The sequence below is a fragment of the Nocardia sp. CA-084685 genome (assembly GCF_050955785.1).
GTDB lineage: Bacteria > Actinomycetota > Actinomycetes > Mycobacteriales > Mycobacteriaceae > Nocardia.
The window spans coordinates 7,181,778-7,200,825 of the sequence record NZ_CP192094.1 but is presented as its reverse complement, the minus strand read 5'-3'; the positions used below and the strand labels follow the sequence as shown (position 1 = coordinate 7,200,825).

At 65.8% G+C, this 19,048-nt stretch carries 15 protein-coding genes; 11 read left to right on the top strand and 4 right to left on the bottom strand.

Annotation, left to right across the window (positions count from 1 at the left end):
* The first annotated feature begins 19 nt into the window (after positions 1-19).
* Both ACQP2U_RS32005 and ACQP2U_RS32000 read left to right on the top strand, forming a co-directional pair.
* Positions 20-595, top strand: a complete 576-nt coding sequence (locus ACQP2U_RS32005; RefSeq protein WP_433710847.1) for a TetR family transcriptional regulator — start codon at positions 20-22, stop codon at positions 593-595.
* A complete protein-coding gene (locus ACQP2U_RS32000) occupies positions 595-1,752 on the top strand; it encodes an NADH:flavin oxidoreductase (RefSeq protein ID WP_433716645.1) in 1,158 nt (385 codons plus the stop codon). The genes ACQP2U_RS32005 and ACQP2U_RS32000 overlap by 1 nt, the downstream gene beginning before the upstream one ends.
* 111 nt (positions 1,753-1,863) lie before the next feature.
* Here ACQP2U_RS32000 and ACQP2U_RS31995 read toward each other — a convergent pair whose 3' ends face one another.
* A complete protein-coding gene (locus ACQP2U_RS31995; RefSeq protein WP_433710846.1) occupies positions 1,864-2,346 on the bottom strand; it encodes an adenosine-specific kinase in 483 nt (160 codons plus the stop codon).
* A gap of 367 nt (positions 2,347-2,713) precedes the next feature.
* Between ACQP2U_RS31995 and ACQP2U_RS31990 the strand changes: the two genes are divergently transcribed.
* From ACQP2U_RS31990 to gatB, 6 genes are all read left to right on the top strand, one after another.
* The gene (locus ACQP2U_RS31990) at positions 2,714-3,595 is read left to right on the top strand and encodes a hypothetical protein (protein WP_397032504.1); all 882 of its coding nucleotides are present in this window, start codon (positions 2,714-2,716) and stop codon (positions 3,593-3,595) included.
* A 132-nt stretch (positions 3,596-3,727) separates the two neighbouring features.
* Entirely contained in the window at positions 3,728-5,701 is a 1,974-nt protein-coding gene (locus ACQP2U_RS31985; protein ID WP_433710845.1) for a protein kinase domain-containing protein, read from the top strand.
* Between the two features lie 71 nt (positions 5,702-5,772).
* On the top strand, positions 5,773-6,807 hold the full coding sequence (locus ACQP2U_RS31980) for an ATP-dependent 6-phosphofructokinase (RefSeq protein ID WP_433710844.1): 1,035 nt from the start codon (positions 5,773-5,775) through the stop codon (positions 6,805-6,807).
* 64 nt (positions 6,808-6,871) lie between these two features.
* A complete protein-coding gene (locus ACQP2U_RS31975; RefSeq protein ID WP_433710843.1) occupies positions 6,872-7,315 on the top strand; it encodes a hypothetical protein in 444 nt (147 codons plus the stop codon).
* Positions 7,316-7,642: 327 nt separating this feature from the next.
* A complete protein-coding gene (locus ACQP2U_RS31970) occupies positions 7,643-9,022 on the top strand; it encodes an alpha/beta hydrolase family protein (protein ID WP_433710841.1) in 1,380 nt (459 codons plus the stop codon).
* Positions 9,023-9,204: 182 nt separating this feature from the next.
* The gene (gene gatB / locus ACQP2U_RS31965; RefSeq protein ID WP_433710840.1) at positions 9,205-10,710 is read left to right on the top strand and encodes an Asp-tRNA(Asn)/Glu-tRNA(Gln) amidotransferase subunit GatB; all 1,506 of its coding nucleotides are present in this window, start codon (positions 9,205-9,207) and stop codon (positions 10,708-10,710) included.
* Between the two features lie 72 nt (positions 10,711-10,782).
* On the opposite strand, the gene ACQP2U_RS31960 is transcribed toward gatB, so the two are convergent.
* Positions 10,783-11,889 carry a PQQ-dependent sugar dehydrogenase gene (locus ACQP2U_RS31960; protein WP_433710839.1) on the bottom strand — a complete coding sequence of 369 codons (1,107 nt, stop codon included), beginning with the start codon at positions 11,887-11,889 and terminating at the stop codon, positions 10,783-10,785.
* A 111-nt stretch (positions 11,890-12,000) separates the two neighbouring features.
* Here ACQP2U_RS31960 and ACQP2U_RS31955 point away from each other — a divergent pair, with 111 nt between their 5' ends.
* Entirely contained in the window at positions 12,001-12,897 is an 897-nt protein-coding gene (locus ACQP2U_RS31955; RefSeq protein ID WP_433710838.1) for a DoxX family protein, read from the top strand.
* Between the two features lie 210 nt (positions 12,898-13,107).
* On the opposite strand, the gene ilvD is transcribed toward ACQP2U_RS31955, so the two are convergent.
* Together ilvD and ACQP2U_RS31945 are read right to left on the bottom strand one after the other, a co-directional pair.
* The gene (gene ilvD, locus ACQP2U_RS31950; RefSeq protein ID WP_433710836.1) at positions 13,108-14,949 is read right to left on the bottom strand and encodes a dihydroxy-acid dehydratase; all 1,842 of its coding nucleotides are present in this window, start codon (positions 14,947-14,949) and stop codon (positions 13,108-13,110) included.
* Between the two features lie 328 nt (positions 14,950-15,277).
* Entirely contained in the window at positions 15,278-16,069 is a 792-nt protein-coding gene (locus ACQP2U_RS31945) for a PH domain-containing protein (RefSeq protein ID WP_433710834.1), read from the bottom strand.
* 332 nt (positions 16,070-16,401) lie between these two features.
* Here ACQP2U_RS31945 and ACQP2U_RS31940 point away from each other — a divergent pair, with 332 nt between their 5' ends.
* Both ACQP2U_RS31940 and ilvN read left to right on the top strand, forming a co-directional pair.
* Positions 16,402-18,330 (top strand): acetolactate synthase large subunit, encoded by a 1,929-nt coding sequence (locus ACQP2U_RS31940; protein WP_397032485.1) that lies wholly within the window; start codon positions 16,402-16,404, stop codon positions 18,328-18,330.
* Positions 18,327-18,830, top strand: coding sequence for an acetolactate synthase small subunit (ilvN, locus tag ACQP2U_RS31935; protein WP_063042942.1), 504 nt, complete (start codon positions 18,327-18,329; stop codon positions 18,828-18,830). Before ACQP2U_RS31940 ends, ilvN begins: the two co-directional genes overlap by 4 nt.
* Positions 18,831-19,048: the final 218 nt, after the last annotated feature.

Sequence of the window (19,048 nt, the reverse complement as noted above, 5' to 3'; positions counted from 1 at the left end):
AACGTGGTTGACTACGGTCATGGTGGAACAGGCGGCCGCGGCGGGCACACGTGAGCGGCTCTTGCTCGCGGCCGAGCGGCTCTTGCTGACCGAGCGGTACGACGATGTCTCGGTGCGAGCGATCTGCGCGGCAGCCGGGGCCAATCCCGCTGCCGTGCACTATCACTTCGGCTCGAAGGAAGCGCTGGTGGCGGCCCTGCTGGAGGATCGGCTCGGGTCATTGTGGGCCGAACGACTGACCGAGGTGACGGCTGCCCACGGCTCGGTGTCGACGCTGGTGGATGCGGTGATCGGGCCGTTCATCGGATTGGCGGCCGATCCCGTCGGGCGGCTGCATCTGCGGCTGCTCGCCCAATTCGTCCTCGGTCGGCACCCGACGATGTGGCGTCGGCACTGGTTCCGCATGGACGCCTGGGTCGGTTTGCTGCCGGAACTGAGTGAACGCGAAAGTCGGCGGCGCTGGGGATTGGCATTCGACTTGATCATCGTGCAGTTCGGCGGCATCGGCACCGGGGAGCGCGAACTGTCCGACGAGGCGGTGCGCACACTGCGCGATTTCGTGGTCGCCGGACTGACCGCGGCGGGAGAGAAATGATGAACGAAGTATTCGCACCAACTGAGCTCGGCCCGATCACCTTGCGCAACAGAGTGATCAAGGCCGCCACCTTCGAGGGGCGAACACCAGACGCACTGGTCACCGATGACTTGATCGACTTCCATCGGGAAATCGCAGCTGGCGGTGTGGGGATGACGACGGTCGCCTACTGCGCGATATCGCCGGGCGGCCGCACCGACCGGCACCAGATCTGGATGCGCCCGGAAGCCGTTGCGGGGCTGCGCGAACTCACCGACGCCGTGCATGCCGAAGGTGCCGCGGCCAGCGCCCAGATCGGACATGCGGGCCCGGTGGCCAATGCCGCATCCAATCGCGCACCCGCGCTGGCGCCGAGCCGAATGTTCAGCCCACTCGGTATGCGTCCGATGCATGTTCCGGACATGTCCGAAATCGCGACGGTCATAGCCGATTACGCGAATGCCGCGCGACTGGCCGAGCAGGCGGGCTTCGATGCGGTGGAAATCCATTTCGGCCACAACTATTTGGTGAGTTCGTTCCTGAGCCCGCTGCTGAACCGGCGCAAGGATCGATACGGTGGATCGCCGGTCAACCGCGCTCGACTCGCCCGGGAGGTCGCACTGGCCGTGCGGGAGGCGGTCGGCGACCGCTTGGCCGTAACCGCGAAACTGAATATGGAAGACGGTGTGCGCGGCGGACTTTCGCTCCCGGCGTCATTGCAGGTGGCCACCTGGCTGGAATCGGATGGCGCACTGGACGCCTTGGAACTCACCGCGGGCAGCTCACTGCTCAACCCGATGCTGCTGTTCCACGGCGACGCCCCGCGCAAGGAATTCGCGAAAGTCCTTCCAGCACCGGCACGCTGGGGCTTCCGCCTCATGGGCCGTGCCTTCCTCCGCGAATACCCGTACCGCGATGCCTACTTACTGGAACGCGCCCGCGAGTTCCGTAAAGAACTGTCGATGCCTCTGATCCTATTGGGCGGCATCACCGACCTCGACACAATGCGCACGGCAATGGCCGAGGGTTTCGAATTCGTAGCCATGGGCCGCGCACTCCTGCGTGAACCAGACCTCGTGCTGCGAATCCAAGCCGACCGAGCCACCCGCTCGGCCTGCATCCACTGCAACGAATGCATGCCCACCATCTACACCCGCACCCACTGCCCGCTCGTCTGACAATTGACCGAGGATGTATTGGTGGCGGACCGCTCTCGAAATCCACCGCCACCGATACGTGGGTGATCGGGTGTCCCGGGACTGCTCGCGCCCAGAATTGACCCGCTGGTGCTACAGCTTGTAGCCGATTTGCCGCAGTAGCTGTTTGCGGGCTTCTTTGTCGCTGGATCCTTCGACGCCGAGTGGCGCACCACCGTCGACAATTCCGATAATTCCGCGCCCCAATTCGGTTTCGGCAATCAGGACCTCGACCGGATTTGCCGTGGCACAGAAGATTCCACAAACTTCGGGAACCTGTCGTATCGCATTGAGCACATTTACCGGATAACCTTCACGCAGGAATACGATGAACGAATGTCCCGCGCCGACCGCGACGGCATTGTTGGTGGCGAGCTCGGTTAGATCCTCGTCATTGCCGGAGGTTCGGATCAGTCGCGGCCCGGATGCCTCGGCGAATGCCAACCCGAAACGCAGATGCGGACCGATCCCGACCAGTGTCTCGTGCAGGTCCTCGACAGTCTTGATGAAGTGGGCCTGCCCGATGATGACATTGAGATCGTCCGGTTTATCGATGTGTACCGAAGTCAGCTCCATCGAACTATCCTGCGCCGCCTTCGAGGCTGCGCGCCAGGGTGACACGCCCGTCCCTTGATGACGCGCAGTACCTCTGGTACCAGGAAAAATGGGCTGTGCCGGATTTGTCGAGTACGTTGCGAAGCGATGTACACAAGAAGTTCGCGGATGAGGGCGGCAGCGCGCGGTCGTGCACGACCAGCGGCGCCCGGCGGGCACATTACGGTGTACATGCCGGTTGACCTCGCTGTAAGCCGTTGTCGCTGTTCAAGGTTCGGCGGTGTCGGCGCGGTTGCGGTGGGCGGTCGGTATCAATGCCAAGTACGGTGTCGGGATGCCGTGTTGACATCGGAACCTGGGCGAGTTCGAAACGAGAATGTGTCGAAGTATGTATTTTGAGCTATCCCGGCGCCTGCGCAAAGCGGTCGGCGGTACCGCGCTGGCCGGACTTCTCATGGTGGTCGGCTGCGGCTCCGACGCGGACAAGCATTCCGCGGAGCCCAGCATCACCGCGGCCGCCGCGCACACCGACCAGCAGCACCTATCGATCACGGTGCCCGGCACACTGGCCGCCGGTTTCCAGGAACTGCAGTTGAGTCTGCACGCGAAGCTCGGCATGGCGATCATGCCGGTCGGCGGCGAGAAGATGGTGACCTTCGGCGATTGGACCACCGGACCCGCCTGGTCGACGATGAAGGTGCCGCTGGTCATCGCTTCGCAACGCAAGAGTTCGGCGACCTCGAATTACGCGGCGACAGCCGCGATCACCCAGTCCGATAACGCCGCCGCCGATACGCTCTGGCAGTCCCTGGGCACCGCTCAGGACGCCGCCAAGGCGGTCGAGGCCGTGCTGCGCGAAGGTGGCGATACCAAGACCACGGTGCCCGCCACCAAGACCCGCTCCGATGCCTCCGCATTCGGACAGGCCGATTGGGCGCTCACCGAACAGGTTCGGTTCGCCTCCCGGCTGCCATGCCTGCAAGAGAGCTCGAGCGTGATCGACCTGATGGAGCAGATCACGTCGAGTCAGCGCTGGGGCCTCGGCGAACTCACCGGCGCGGAATTCAAGGGCGGTTGGGGGCCCGACACCTCCGGCTCCTACCTCGTCCGCCAATTCGGTCTGATCCAGGGGCCGGGCGGTCAGATCGCGGTCGCCGTCGCCACTCAACCCGATTCGGGCACCTTCGCCGACGGCATCAACATCCTCGACAAACTCGCCACGGTGATCTCCCAGCATCTGGACGAACTCTCCGGCGGCAGCTGTTCCTGATCCGAGTCCGCGCCCACGGGATCCCGTGGGCGCACACTTGGCCGGGTAACAGTGGCACCCGAGAATCCCGACTAACGGGTGAGATCGCAGGACCACGACTGTGCGGCGGTTCGGCGAGGTGGAGGTAACGGGGTGGACGAAACGCAGTCGCGGGCCGGTACGCGATTCGGACCCTATGAATTGCGTGCACTGCTGGGCCGCGGCGGGATGGGGGAGGTCTACGAGGCGCACGACACGGTCAAGGACCGGGTGGTCGCGGTCAAACTGCTGCCCATGGCGCTGGCCGGTGATCCGCGGTTCCAGCAGCGATTCCGGTACGAGTCGCGGGTCGCCGCGCGGTTGGCCGAACCGCACGTCATCCCGATCCACGACTGGGGCGAGATCGACGGTGTGCTCTATATCGATATGCGGCTGGTCCGTGGCAGTGATCTGCGCTCGGTGCTGCGCGACAAGGGCCCGCTGAGCCCCACCCGCGCGGTCGGCATTATCGAACAGGTCGCGGCCGCGTTGGATGCCGCGCATGCCGAGGGTCTGGTTCATCGCGACGTCAAACCCGCCAATATCCTGGTCACCCCTTCGGATTTCGCGTACCTCGCCGATTTCGGCATCGCCCGTTCCGAGCGCGACCCCAGCGTGACCGCGACCGGCCAAGCCATCGGCTCCTACAGCTACATCGCGCCGGAACGATTCGACACCGCCCCGATCAGCGGTACCGCCGACGTCTACTCCCTCGCCTGCGTAATGTTCGAATGCCTCACCGGCACACAGCCTTTCCCACCCGACGGAATGAGTTCGCTCATCCGAGCCCACCTCTCGACCCCGCCACCCCGCCCGACCACCAAACGAGCCGGACTACCCGGCGCCCTGGACGAGGTCATCTCCCGAGGCATGGCCAAGGAACCCGCCGATCGCTATCCAACAGCCGGTGCACTCGCGTCGGCAGCCAGAGCTGCTGTGTCGGGCACATCGCCCCTCCCGAACTCGGACTTGCCCACCGCCCAGATCGCCAAGCACACCCCCGCCCCAGCGACCATCATCTTCCCGACCTTCGGACCGGAATCGCCGGTCGGTCCACAGTCGGCGAACTGGCCACCGCAGTCGGGCGGGTCGCAGTCAGCCGGTGGTTTGGAGCAGGCAGGCGGGTCGCAGCGGTCAGGTCCGTCGCAGTCGGCCGTTGGGCCGCAGCAGTCAGGGCGTGAGCAGTGGGGTGGTCCGCGGCATGCAGGTGGCCCGCCACGGGCAAATAGTCCACTGCAGCCGGATGGGTCGCGGTCGGCGGGTGGTCCGCAGCAGTCGGGTGGCCCGCCCTGGACGGGCGGTCCGCCGCGGGAGGGTGGTCCACCGCAGGCAAGCGGGGCGCCGCAAGCAGTTGGTCGGCAGCAGTCTGATGGTTCGCAGCAGTCGGGTGGTTCGCCGTCGGCGAGTGGGCCGCAGCGGGCGGGCGGCCGGCTGCACGCGAGTCTCCAGCCGCAAGGGAGTGGTTCCCCACTGTCGAATAGATCTCAATCGCATGTCGGGCAACAGTCCACCAGCGGACCGCAGCAGGTCACCGGGCTGGAGCCGACGTTCGTACCCCGGCACCCATCGGATCCGATGCGCCGCGATATTCCACCGCATGATGCGACGACCGAGTCATTGTCGAGAACCATCGGCATGCCGATGCCGCAACCCGACCCACCGTATCCGCCTGGTCCGACTCCCATGCCCGCGCGTCGATCGATCCGAATCGTCTGGATCGGCGTGGTGCTTGTGATTGTGGCGATCGGGGGCATTGTCGGCTGGCAGGTGCGCAACAGCGCCGAGCATTCCGGCCAACCGACAACCACCATGCCCGCACATCTGCCCGCCGGTGCGAAACCTTGCGCCCAGTTGTATCCGGCGCTCGGCCGCTTCACCTCGTCCGCGATCGGCACCACGGTCACCAGTTGCGCCTTCGCCGAGGAGGTGCGCAAGGCGTATGCCAATGGCGGTGACAGCGCCATTACCGATCGATCGGTCATGGCGCACAGCCCGATCAACAATCGGGATTACAAGATGAATTGCACGGCCGGTGATCAATTCGCGACGTGCAGCGGCGGGGAGAACGCCATCGTCTACGTGTATTGAGTCGTAGCCGTTACCCGGTGTTCACGGGGGTGCGGCCACGTCATCGCGCGAAGCGGGGCAAGATATGCGCCATGCGCATCGGAGTCTTGACCGGAGGCGGCGACTGTCCAGGACTGAACGCGGTCATCCGTGCCGTCGTTCGCACCGCGAACGGACGCTACGGCGACGCGATTATCGGCTTCCAGGACGGTTGGCGCGGACTACTCGAAGACCGAAAAATCACCATTCAGAACGACGATCGCACCGACCGCCTGCTCACCAAGGGCGGCACGATGCTCGGCACCGCACGCACCAACCCCGACAAACTGCGTGCCGGACTCGACCAGATCAAACGCACCCTCGACGACAACGGGATCGAGGCGCTGATCCCGATCGGCGGTGAGGGCACGCTCACCGCCGCGAGCTGGCTGTCCGATGAGGGCGTCCCCGTGGTCGGTGTCCCGAAGACCATCGATAACGACATCGACTGCACCGACGTCACTTTCGGCCACGACACGGCACTGTCCATCGCCTCCGAGGCCATCGACCGGCTGCACACCACCGCCGAATCGCATCAGCGCGTCATGCTGGTCGAGGTGATGGGCCGCCACGCGGGCTGGATCGCGATCAACTCGGGCATGGCTGCGGGCGCACACCTCACGCTGGTACCCGAGGAGCCCTTCGATGTGGACGAGGTGTGCTCGATGATCAAGCGTCGCTTCCAGCGCGGCGATAAGCACTTCATCTGCGTGGTCGCCGAGGGCGCGCACCCGGCCCCCGATTCCGGATTCGCGCTGCGCGAGGGTGGTATCGACGAATTCGGCCACGAACGGTTCACCGGTGTCGCGCAGCAACTCGGCACCGAAATCGAGCGCAGGATCGGCAAGGAGGTCCGCACCACCGTGCTCGGTCACGTGCAACGCGGCGGCAGCCCGACCCCGTACGACCGGGTGCTGGCCACCCGCTTCGGTCTGCACGCCGCCGAGGCGGTGCATGCCGGACGATTCGGCCAAATGGTTGCTCTGCACGGCACTGCCATCGAATTGGTTCCGTTGTCCGAGGCCACCAAGCAGCTCAAGCGGGTCCCCACCGAGCGTTACCGTGAAGCGGAGGCATTTTTCGGCTGATTCCGGCGGTTGTTGCACAATCGAGACCTGCCGAATTCCTTGTCGCACAGCTAGTCTGGTCGTCGTGGCTCAACTCCAGGTATCCGACCTGCCCACCGATGCTGTTGCCGTGTTCCGCCGCCGTGCTCGCATCGCGGGCATATCGATCGAGGCTCAGGTCCGTCAGGAACTGATCGCGATGGCGCGCAGGCGAACTTCCGTGGACACGATCGTGGAATTCCTGGAGGCCCAGGGCCGCGATCTGACTCCGGAATTCGACTCCGACGCGGTAACCCTCATCCAGGTCTACGATCTGCCCGCCGATGCCCTCGGCATGTTCGGCCGCCGCGCCCGCGCCGCCGAACTCCCCCTCGGCGCCTACGTTCGCCGTGAACTTCTCGCCATCGCCCGCCGCGGCGGCGTGTCCGACGCAATTCTGGAATTCCAAGAGGCCGAAGAAGACGACCCGACCCTCGAACTCGATATGGACGCAATCGCCGCCGCGGTCCGATACGCCCGCGGGGCCTGACCGTCAGCTATCGGCTGGAAGCGTTCGGGCCGCCGAAACGGCGATTGCCTGGATCGAATGGAAGCGATTGTCGCATCGGTTCGACACGCGTGATGGGCATCGGCATTGCCCCGCATTCCGTCCGTGCGGGCTGCCCGTATCAGGATGGTCGAATCGGCCGGTGGTCAAGATCAGAGAACGACCATATGACTGCTATCGGCGGGCGGGACGACTGCGCAGGCGGGCGACAGTGGTACCGGGAAGTGGCGGGAATGCTGGTGTGGACCGGACCGTTGTGCGCGTCCGAGTTTCGTTCGAAATGTCCGCGCGGATCGGTAGTGTTGCGGCATGCGCACTGGGCGATGGCTCGTCTCGGTTCTGGTCCTGATCGTTGCGTTGGTTGCGGGGTGTTCGTCGGATAAAGGCGAGACGCGGTCGCTCGCCGGGGATTGGCACGGGGCCATCCCGGTGCCCGGCGCACCGTTGGCGGTGGGGGTGAGTTTCGCCGATAACGGCAGCGCCACCATCGACATCCCGTCCCAAGGCGTGAGCGGCGCACAGCTGAAAGATGTTTCCGCCGAACCGGATCGGGTGGCGTTCGCGATTCCGAACACTGCGGGCGATCCCGTGTTCGAGGGCAAATTCGACAAGGGTGCCAACCGGATCAGCGGTGAGTTCCGGCAAGCGGGCCACAGCCTGCCGTTGACGCTCCAGCCAGGAAAGATCGGGGCGTCCGGACATCCGCAGGAGCCGAAACCGCCGTACCCCTACCGCTGCGAAGACGTCACCTACCGCAACGGTGATATCACCATCGCGGGCACGCTGACCCTGCCCGAGGGCAACGGTCCCTTCCCGGCGATTCTGATGATCTCCGGCAGCGGCCCCCAGGACCGCAACGAAGAACTCATGGGCCACAAGCCTTTCCTGCTGCTGGCCGATACCTACACCCGCGCGGGCTACGCCGTGCTGCGCACCGATGACCGCGGCGTCGGCGGCACCGGCGGCAAACTCGACGACGCCACCTACAACGATCTGGCCGAGGATGCGGCCTCCGGTGTGCGCTTCCTGCGTGCCCGCCCGGATATCGATCCGGCTCGCGTCGGACTGTTCGGTCACAGCGAGGGCGGTTACCTCGCCCCGCTGGTGGCATCGCGCCCGGACAGCGGTGTCGCCTTCGCGATTCTGATGGCTGGCCCCGCCGTACCGGGTTGGGATGTGCTCATCGAGCAAAACCGCGCACTGCTCACCGCATCCGGCGCACCGCAATCCCGAATCGATGATCAGGTCAGCTACATCACCGACTGGACCAACCTGATCCGCTCCGGTGACCTGGCGGCCGCCAGGGATCTCGCGAACCGCCACAACGAATCCCTCCCGCCGGACCAGCGCGCCTCCGCGGAAACCCTCGACGCTTACAACACCACCTATATGGCGTCTTTCATCACTTACGACCCGGCCCCCGCGCTCTCCGCCCTGCGTATCCCGGTCCTCGCCTTCTTCGGCACCAAGGACAAGCAGGTCCTCGCCACCCAGAACGAACAACCGATGCGCGACCGCCTAACCGCCGACCCGGATGCCACCGTCCACGTCTTCCCCGACCTCAATCACCTCATGCAACCCGCCAACTCCGGCCTCCCCAGCGAATACACCGGCATCGAAACCACCATCGCCCCCGATGTCCTCACCTACACCACCACCTGGCTCACCCAACACGCCCGACCCCGCTGACCGAACCGCCCGGCCAGAGCGCTAGCGCACATCCAGTGCGCGCCTCACAGAAGTTCCACCTTCTGCGCGGCGCGCACTGGTTATGCGCCAGCTCAGCAGTCACCAGGCCGATGCGGTCGCGACAGGCACGGCGGGTGCGACCGCTTGGCGGGGGCGGTGGGCGGGTCAATAGACTGATCGCTATGAGTGCACCCACCGTCGACTTGATGGACTATGCCGATGTCATCGACCGGTTCGAGCCGGTGCTCGGCATGGAGGTTCACGTCGAGCTGAACACAGCCACCAAGATGTTCTGCGGTTGCCCGACCGAATTCGGCGCGGAGCCGAACACCCAGGTGTGCCCGGTGTGCCTCGGTCTGCCGGGTTCGCTGCCGGTGGTGAACGAGCAGGCCGTGGAGTCGGCGATCCGGATCGGGCTGGCCCTGAATTGCGCGATCACCCCATGGGGCCGGTTCGCGCGCAAGAACTACTTCTACCCGGACCAGCCGAAGAACTACCAGATCAGCCAGTACGACGAGCCGATCGCCACCAATGGCCACCTCGATGTGGTGCTCGATGACGGCAGCACCTTCCGCGTCGAGATCGAGCGCGCCCATATGGAGGAAGACACCGGCAAGTCCACCCACATCGGTGGCTCCACCGGCCGCATCCACGGCGCGAGTCATTCGCTACTGGACTACAACCGGGCTGGTGTGCCGCTCATCGAGATCGTCACCAAGCCGATCACCGGTGCGGGGGAGCGCGCGCCGGAGGTGGCGCGCGCCTACGTGACCGCGCTGCGTGAGGTCCTGAAATCACTGCAGGTCTCCGACGTCAAAATGGAGCAGGGCTCGCTGCGCTGCGATGCCAACGTTTCGCTGATGCCCATCGGTGCAACGGAATTCGGCACCCGCACCGAGACCAAGAACGTCAACTCGCTCAAGAGCGTCGAGGTCGCCGTTCGCTTCGAAATGCGCCGCCAGGCCGCCATCCTCGCCGACGGCGGTTCGATCGTGCAGGAGACCAGGCACTTTCACGAGAGCGACGGCACCACCTCGCCCGGTCGCCGCAAGGAAACCGCCGAGGACTACCGCTACTTCCCCGAGCCGGACCTGGAACCCGTTGCGCCCGCTGAGGATTGGGTTGAGCAGCTGCGCGGCACCATCCCGGAGTACCCGTGGCTGCGTCGCGCGCGCATCCAGTCCGACTGGGGGCTGTCCGATGAGGTTATGCGCGACCTGGTGAACGCGGGCGCACTCGATCTGATCATCGCGACCGTCGATGCGGGTGCACCGGTCAACGAGGCGCGCTCGTGGTGGGTTGCCTACCTCACCGAAAAGGCCAAGGAGCGTGAGGTTTCGCTGGAGGAGCTGCCGATCACACCCGCCCAGGTAGCGGAGGTGATCAAGCTTGTGGAATCGAAGACGGTCAACAATAAGGTCGCCAAGCAGGTCGTGGATTTCGTCCTGGCGGGCGAGGGTGATCCGGCGAAGATCGTGGAGACCAAGGGCCTCGGCATGGTCAGCGACGAGACCGCGCTGCAGGCGGAGGTGCGCAAGGCGCTCGAGGCCAATCCCGACATCGCCGAGAAGATCCGCTCGGGGAAGGTGCAGGCGGCGGGCAAGATCGTTGGTGATGTCATGAAGGCCACGCGCGGCCAAGCCGATGCGGCTCGCGTGCGCGAGCTGGTGCTCGAAGCCTGCGCCTGAGTTCCGCACCGGCGACTACCGAACTGAAGTGGGCGGGTCCCTGAGGACCCGCCCACTTCACTATCGGCGCGGTTAGTCCGGCCCGGTGCCCTGCGACGGCGGCGGGATCTTGATCACCCGATCGTCGAATGGCCCGTGATTATCGTCATTATTGACGGTGGTCGCCCAGATGGTGCCGTCCGCACCGGCCGCCGCGCCGCCGAGCCTGCCGTACTTGTCCTGCACGGTGAACGTCGGCGCCGCGGTGATCGCATGGGTGTTCGCATCCGGATTCGCGATCGCCAGCGCCTTCGCCCCGGACATCGCGATCGCCACCACATCGGGTCCGGCCGCGCAGCCACCGACGCCAGGCCGATCCGGCCAGGTCCACGCGGTGGTGATCGATCCGTCCCGGCCCAGGCGCTGCAGACGATCCTCGGTCGGCGTGCGATCGGTGATCCAGACGCTGTCCTTACCGTCGTCGCACAGATCGCCCGCCGTGCCCAGGCCCGACACTACGACGTCCGGACTGGCTCCCGGCGACGGCGAATTGATCCGCAAAACCTTGCCCGCCAGCGACGATGGCGCACTGGCCAAACCGGGATTGCCCGCATCGCCGGTCAGCACCAGCAGCTCGGTCGGCGAAATGAATTCCAACGCACCATGATTGCCGACCGACCCCTTCGGAATTCCGGTCAGGATGGCCTTCGGCGGGCCGTTCTCCGCGATGCGCACCACCCGGTTATCGGATCCGGTGGTGATGTAGGCGTAGATGAGTCCGTCCTCGCGGTAGGTCGGCGAGAGGGCGATGTCGGAGATGCCGCCGTCACCTGAGCTGTCCACGTCCACCTGACCGACCAAGATCGGCGGCGACTGCGGATCGCTCGGATCCACCGCGACAGTCTTGTAGATGCGGCCGGTGCGTCGCTCGGCGACCAGCGCGTCCTCGCCGAGGGCAATGATGCCCGCGGTGGAATCCAGGCAGGTCGTGATCACATTCGGGTCCGGATCGATGCACGGTCCGGTCGGACGCGGGCGCTGCGAGGGGCTCTGCTGCGGCGATTTGGGTTCGGCGGGGTTGAAGGTCGGTTCGGGTGTGAACGGGCTGGAGGCGGAATCGTCGAACCGAGCGCAGCCGACCAGCGCGACGGTGCTGAGCGCCAAGCTCAGGGCGATACGCCCCGCGACAACCAAACTCATGGTTCAAACGTTACGGAAACCGCGGCCGATGTGCCGCTCCGGGTCGATTAACGGACACGCCGTCGCGTCGAGACCGCACGCGCGCAGGCGCGGCCGCATAGGGTATCGACCGTGACCGAAGAGCCCAAAGACACATCCATGCCCAAAACCGAGGGCGCGGCAACGTCCACGGAGGAGCAGTCGGCGGTGTCGTCCACCGGTCGTGGCGTGACCAGTCCCTATGATTCACCCACCGGCGTGCTGCCCAGAATGTCCTCCGATACCGCGCCGAGCGGCCCACAATTAACCAAGGATGTGCCGCGCACCGAGGAGGAACTCGGCCTCGATCCGGAGATCCCTTCGGTCGGTGAACAGACCAGGGCGAACGAAGCCGCGGCCTACGCCTACGCCAGCATCCCACCCGCCCCGAACGCATCCGGTGAGCCGAGCCGTCCCCTGCGCCGTCGCAATGGCGACACCCGCCGCGGCACCCTCGATCTCGGCCTGTTCGTGCTGCGCCTCGTCGTCGGCGGCACCTTCATCTACCACGGCCTGCAGAAGCTCACCGGCTGGTTCCACGGAGCGGGGCTGGACGGCACCCGCGACATGATGGCGGCGGGTGGCTGGGATCACGCGACCCTCTCGACCATCCTGGTCATCGCCGGTGAAGTCGGCGGCGGCGCACTGCTGGTACTGGGCCTGGCCACCCCGCTCGCCGCGGGCGCGGTGCTCGCGGTGATCATCGACGCGTGGCTATGGAAGCAGGGCATGATCCCCGGCCTCCAATACAAGTCCTCGGTCAAGAGCGGTGTGGAAGGTGTGGAATTGGAGTCCATCCTCGCGGGCACCGCCGTGGTCCTGCTCCTGACCGGCCCCGGCCGCCTCTGCTTCGACCGCAATCGCGGCTGGGCCACCCGTCCCGCCTACGGCTCCTTCGTAGTCCTCATGTTGGCCATCGCCGCCGCCATCGGCACCTGGTACTGGCTCCACGGCGGCGACCCGCTAACCGGTATCGGGCCCTTCAACTAACCTGCCCCCAAACAACCGGCGCCCTTCAGTATCGGAGGGCGCCGTTCGTCTTTCGGGTCAAAGTTTGGTGAGGCACAAGGCATGCCACGTCTGGCGCACCGGCGCCGTCACACCGTCCGACAGTTATCCACCGGCGCGCAGAGGTGCGGTGGAACGGAAATGGCGTCCCTCATGTGGTCACGAGGGACGCCGTTGGTGTTCATGACGGGACTAGGGCACCTGGCGAACGGCGCCCTTATCGGCTGAGGTGGCCAATGCGGCATACGCGCGCAGGGCCGTGGTGACCGGGCGGACGCGATCGAGGGGCTGCCAAGGCCGTTCGGAGGCATCCATTTTCGCGCGACGCTCGGCCAGGATCGCGTCGTCGACCAGCACCTCGAGGGTTCGAGTTGCCACGTCGATGCGGATCTGGTCGCCGTCTTCGATGAGTCCGACGGCACCACCCGCTGCGGCCTCGGGCGACATATGGCCGATCGACAGGCCGGAGGTGCCGCCGGAGAAGCGGCCGTCGGTGATCAGTGCACACTGCTTGCCGAGTCCCGCACCCTTCAGGAATGCGGTGGGGTGCAACATTTCCTGCATGCCTGGCCCGCCCTTGGGGCCCTCGTAGCGAACCACGATCACATCGCCCGGCTTGATCTTTTTGCCGAGGATCGCCGCGACCGCCGCCTCCTGGGATTCGACCACGACGGCCGGGCCCTGGAAGGAGAACAGCTCCTCATCGATGCCCGCCGTCTTCAGGATCGCGCCGTCGGGGGCGATGTTGCCGCGCAAGACAACCAGGCCGCCCTCGACCGTGTAGGCGTGCGCCTTGTCGCGGATGCAGCCGCCCTCGGCGTCGGTGTCGAGCGCGGACCAGCGGTTGCTCGTGGAAAAGGGCTCGGTGGTGCGCACGCCACCGGGCGCGGCGTGGAACAGCTCCAGCGCCTCATCGGATGCCTTGCCGGAGCGGATATCCCAGGTGTCGAGCCATTCGTCGAAGCTCTTGGTGTGCACAGTGGTGACGTCGGTCTCGAGCAGTCCGGCGCGGCGCAGCTCGCCGAGGATCGCCGGAATGCCACCGGCGCGGTGCACATCCTCCATGTGGTAGTCGGAGTTGGGGGAGACCTTCGACAGACACGGCACTTTGCGAGAAATCTCGTCGATGGTGCTCAGCTCGAAGTCGATCTCACCCTCCTGTGCGGCGGCCAGGGTGTGCAGCACCGTATTGGTGGAACCGCCCATCGCGACGTCCAGTGCCATCGCATTGCGGAAGGCCTTGGCATTGGCCACATTCCGCGGCAGCACCGACGCATCGTCCTCGCGGTACCAGCGATTCGCGATATCGACGATCACCGTGCCCGCCTTCTCGAACAGGGCGTGGCGGGCGGCATGGGTGGCCAGCGTGGATCCGTTGCCGGGCAAGGCGAGTCCGAGCGCCTCGGTGAGGCAGTTCATCGAATTCGCGGTGAACATGCCCGAGCAGGAGCCGCAGGTCGGACACGCGCTGCGCTCGACCTCGGACAGGCCGTCCTCGCTGACATTCATATTGGCACTGGCCGCGATCGCGGTGATCAGATCGGTCGGCGCCTGTGCCACACCGCCGACGACCACGGCCTTACCGGCCTCCATCGGGCCGCCGGAAACGAAGACGGCCGGGATGTTCAGGCGCATAGCGGCATTGAGCATGCCGGGTGTGATCTTGTCGCAGTTCGAGATGCACACCAGCGCATCGGCGGTGTGCGCGTTCACCATGTATTCGACCGAATCGGCGATGATTTCGCGCGAGGGCAACGAGTAGAGCATGCCGCCGTGGCCCATCGCGATGCCGTCGTCGACCGCGATGGTGTGGAATTCCCGCGGTACACCGCCCGCGGCGCGCACCGCGTCCGCGACGATCTCACCGACATTCTTCAGATGCACGTGGCCCGGTACGAACTGCGTGTAGGAGTTCGCGATGGCGACGATCGGCTTACCGAAGTCGGTGTCGGTCATACCGGTAGCGCGCCAGAGTGCGCGTGCGCCCGCGGCATTGCGGCCGACGGTGGTTGTGCGTGAACGAAGCGGTGGCATGTGGATCCTCGGGAGGTCGCGGGGGCTGATGTGCGACTGCGCGGATTTCGCTCATCGAGCGAAATCAACGACCGTCCACGTTACTCCCGCGCGTGGGCGGGTTTTTCGCGGCGGTCGACGGCGCTGATCGCCATCGGTCGGTTCGGGATGGTGTCGCCGCGAGGGTGGTCGTCGGCGCGGACGGTGTCATCGGTCGTGTCGGTCCCGGCACCGTCGGTATCGACTGGTCCGGTGCGTGCGGGGATTGTCCGTCCGACGCGGTCACCGGATCGCGCATCCGGCGCCGAGCCTACCGGCGACGGCCGCTATCCCCATCACCGGTGAACCGCTACGAGTGCGAGTCGCGCGCTGGGGTGTCGGAGTCGCGCCCGTCGGTGGAAGGTGCCTCGGCATCGGCGCTGGTCCCCACCGCTCCGGCATCCGCTGTGCGCGGGTTCGTCCCGGTTTCGGTCTTGGGTCTCGACTCAACTTCGGCCGTGGTCGCTTTCGTCCCGGTTACGGTCTCGGGTGCTTTCGACTCGGCTTCGGCGTTAGTCGCTTTCGTCCCGGTTTCGGTCTTGGACGGTTCCGTCCCAGCTTCTGCCTTGGTCACCTTGGCCTCGTCCGCACCCTTGCGCGCCTCGTACTCCGACTCCCGAGCCGCCGCCTCCGCCGCGAACAGATCCGGAATCCGACCGTTGGACGCGCGGATCAGATCCCGCAACCGGTCATAGCTCACCGCGGGCAACTTCACCTCGGTGTCATCGCTGAGATGCGCGCGCACGAACCCGCGCTTCGGAATGGCGACTCCCGCTACCTGCCCCCAGTCCAGGTGCCGCGAACCGAAAACGGTGCGCAGATCCAGTCCATCTTCGGACACCGTAGTACGCGTGCGTTCGATCCACACCGCTGCCGCGACCGGGAGCAGCAGCAGCCACCACAGCCCGATCGGCCAGCCGACGAAGGCGAAGAAGACACAGAACAGCAGTACCAACACACCGAGGTGGGCCATCTGGGTAATGCGGATGACCTGCACCGTCTGCTTCGGCTCGGATGGTTGCGGCGAACTACCCGTCTCCGATCCCGCCTCGGACGTGTGGGACGATTTAGCCGGTGGCACGGACTGATGCGGTGATGACACACCACCATCCTCGCATCATGGTGAACGGACTCGAGCACCCGCTCGGTCTCACATAATGAGACCTGTTTGACTGATCGACTCGCGCACACATACCGTCATGCGCGTGAATCGAAACGAGTTGCTCGTAATCGGCCGGCGCGTCCAGCGTTGAGCCTGACTACCTGAGTCGAATACGTCAGCTCGCGTTGCGACGCGCCACCCTCGAACAGCCATGCGCTGTCGGGGGCTTTTTTGTGTTCGGGACAAAAGTCCTGGCATGTGGCCGCTTCGCAAGGCACCACGTGCAAGCACAGTTGTCCGGGGTCTAGTACGAGCAGTTAGGAACGAAGACGGTGAGTGCACCAACCGCACGGCCCGGGCCCTCGGCCCGCAGGCCGGCGCCTTCGGCGAATCAGCAGGCCGCGCCCGCTGGCGGTCCGACGAACGCGGCGAACCGCCGCCAGGTCCCGCCCGAGCGGGTCACCGGCGCGCAGTCCGTCGTCCGCTCCCTCGAGGAACTCGGCGTCGACACGGTATTCGGCATTCCCGGCGGCGCGATTCTCCCGGTCTACGACCCGCTCTTCGATTCCACCAAGGTCCGTCACGTCCTCGTCCGGCACGAGCAGGGCGCAGGACACGCCGCGACCGGTTATGCGCAGGCCACCGGCAAGGTCGGTGTCTGCATGGCCACCTCGGGTCCGGGCGCGACCAACCTGGTCACGCCGATCGCCGACGCGCAGATGGACTCGGTTCCGATCGTCGCCATCACCGGTCAGGTCGGGCGCGGACTGATCGGCACCGACGCCTTCCAGGAAGCCGATATCTCCGGCATCACCATGCCGGTCACCAAGCACAACTTCCTGATCACCGAGGGCATCGACATCCCGCGCATCATCGCGGAGGCCTTCTATCTGGCCTCCTCCGGACGCCCCGGCGCGGTGCTCGTCGATATCCCCAAGGACGTGCTGCAGGCGCAGACCACCTTCAGCTGGCCCCCGGAGATGCGGCTGCCTGGCTACCGCCCGGTGACCAAACCGCACGGTAAGCAGGTGCGCGAGGCCGCACGGATGATCTTGGAGGCCAAACAGCCGGTGCTGTATGTCGGCGGCGGCGTGATCAAGGCCGACGCCTCGCCCCAGCTGCTGGAACTGGCCGAGCTCACCGGCATCCCGGTGGTCACCACGCTGATGGCACGGGGTGCGTTCCCCGACAGCCACCAACTCAACATGGGTATGCCGGGCATGCACGGCACCGTTGGCGCGGTCGCCGCCCTGCAGAAGTCCGATCTGCTGATCACCCTCGGCGCGCGTTTCGATGACCGCGTCACCGGTCAGCTGGACTCCTTCGCGCCCGACGCCAAGATCATCCATGCCGATATCGACCCAGCCGAGATCGGCAAGAATCGGCACGCCGACGTTCCGATCGTCGGCGATTGCCGTGAGGTGATCGTCGAACTGATCGAAACGCTGAAGGGCGACCCGTCCGGCGCGCCGAAGCTGAAACTCACCGACTGGTGGCAGTACCTCGACGGCATCCGCAAGAGCTACCCGCTCGGCTGGTCGACACCCAGCGACGGCTCACTATCGCCGGAATTCGTCATCGAGGCGCTGGGCCGCCTCGCCGGACCCGACGCCGTCTACTGTGCGGGCGTCGGCCAGCACCAGATGTGGGCCGCGCAGTTCATCAAATACGAAAAGCCACGCACCTGGCTGAATTCCGGTGGTCTCGGCACCATGGGCTACGCCGTACCGGCGGCCATGGGCGCCAAGATGGGCGTGCCGGAGAAAGAGGTGTGGGCGGTCGACGGTGACGGCTGCTTCCAGATGACCAACCAGGAGTTGGCCACCTGCGCCGTCGAGGGCGTGCCGATCAAGGTCGCGTTGATCAACAACGGCAACCTCGGTATGGTCCGGCAGTGGCAGACCCTGTTCTATCAGGAGCGATACTCCAACACCGATCTGGGCACGCACACCCTGCGCATCCCCGATTTCGTCAAACTCGCCGAAGCCCTCGGCTGCCACGGCATCCGGGTGGAGCGCGAGGAAGACGTGGAGGCCGCGATCCGCGAGGCGCAGTCCATCAACGACCGTCCCGTGGTGATCGACTTCATCGTCGGCAAGGACGCCCAGGTGTGGCCCATGGTCGCCGCGGGCACCAGCAATGACGAGATCATGGCCGCGCGCGGCATCCGCCCACTCTTCGACGAGGACGAGCAGGCCGCCGAGCCCGCCGTCATCCACGAGGCGATGGCGCACGACAAGAACAAGGGGACCGAACAGTGAGTACGACTCACACCCTCAGCGTGCTGGTCGAGGATAAGCCGGGCGTGCTGGCACGGGTCGCGGCGCTGTTCTCCCGCCGCGGCTTCAATATCGAATCGTTGGCGGTCGGCGGCACCGAGATCCCGGAGATCTCGCGCATGACCATCGTCGTCACGGTCGAGGATCTGCCGCTAGAGCAGGTCACCAAGCAGCTCAACAAGCTGGTCAACGTCATCAAGATCGTCGAGCAGGACGCCGACACCTCGGTCGCCCGCGAACTGATCCTGGTGAAGGTGCGTGCGGACGCCAGCGTGCGGACTCAGGTCATCGAGGCCGTAACGCTCTTCCGGGCGAAGGTGATCGACGTTTCGCCGGACGCGCTCACCGTCGAGGCGACCGGGACCCGGTCCAAGCTCGACGCGCTGCTGCGGATGCTCGAGCCGTATGGCGTCCGGGAGATCGTGCAGTCCGGTGTGGTGGCCGTGGGCCGCGGGCCGAAATCCATCACAGCGACTCGCTGACGCTCGCCGCTGTGGCGCTGTGCTTCCGACCAGCCCGAAAGCGGGCTGGTCGGCTAGCTGCTGATCCTTCGATCGTGGCGACCAGCTAGTCTTGCTGCGATCGACGGTCGGCGTGCCGCGCTCCCCGCGCACGCGGGGGACCCGATTTGATCCGAATTTTGCAAACTCATCACCTGTGCCGAACAGGTGTTCCCCGCCGAGGCGGGGATGATCCGAAG

Coding starts and splice junctions, on each gene's coding strand:
- ACQP2U_RS32005 (WP_433710847.1), top strand. CDS start 20: ATGGTGGAACAGGCGGCCGCGGCGGGCACACGTGAGCGGCTCTTGCTC.
- ACQP2U_RS32000 (WP_433716645.1), top strand. CDS start 595: ATGAACGAAGTATTCGCACCAACTGAGCTCGGCCCGATCACCTTGCGC.
- ACQP2U_RS31995 (WP_433710846.1), bottom strand. CDS start 2,346: ATGGAGCTGACTTCGGTACACATCGATAAACCGGACGATCTCAATGTC.
- ACQP2U_RS31990 (WP_397032504.1), top strand. CDS start 2,714: ATGTATTTTGAGCTATCCCGGCGCCTGCGCAAAGCGGTCGGCGGTACC.
- ACQP2U_RS31980 (WP_433710844.1), top strand. CDS start 5,773: ATGCGCATCGGAGTCTTGACCGGAGGCGGCGACTGTCCAGGACTGAAC.
- ACQP2U_RS31970 (WP_433710841.1), top strand. CDS start 7,643: ATGCGCACTGGGCGATGGCTCGTCTCGGTTCTGGTCCTGATCGTTGCG.
- gatB (WP_433710840.1), top strand. CDS start 9,205: ATGAGTGCACCCACCGTCGACTTGATGGACTATGCCGATGTCATCGAC.
- ACQP2U_RS31960 (WP_433710839.1), bottom strand. CDS start 11,889: ATGAGTTTGGTTGTCGCGGGGCGTATCGCCCTGAGCTTGGCGCTCAGC.
- ilvD (WP_433710836.1), bottom strand. CDS start 14,949: ATGCCACCGCTTCGTTCACGCACAACCACCGTCGGCCGCAATGCCGCG.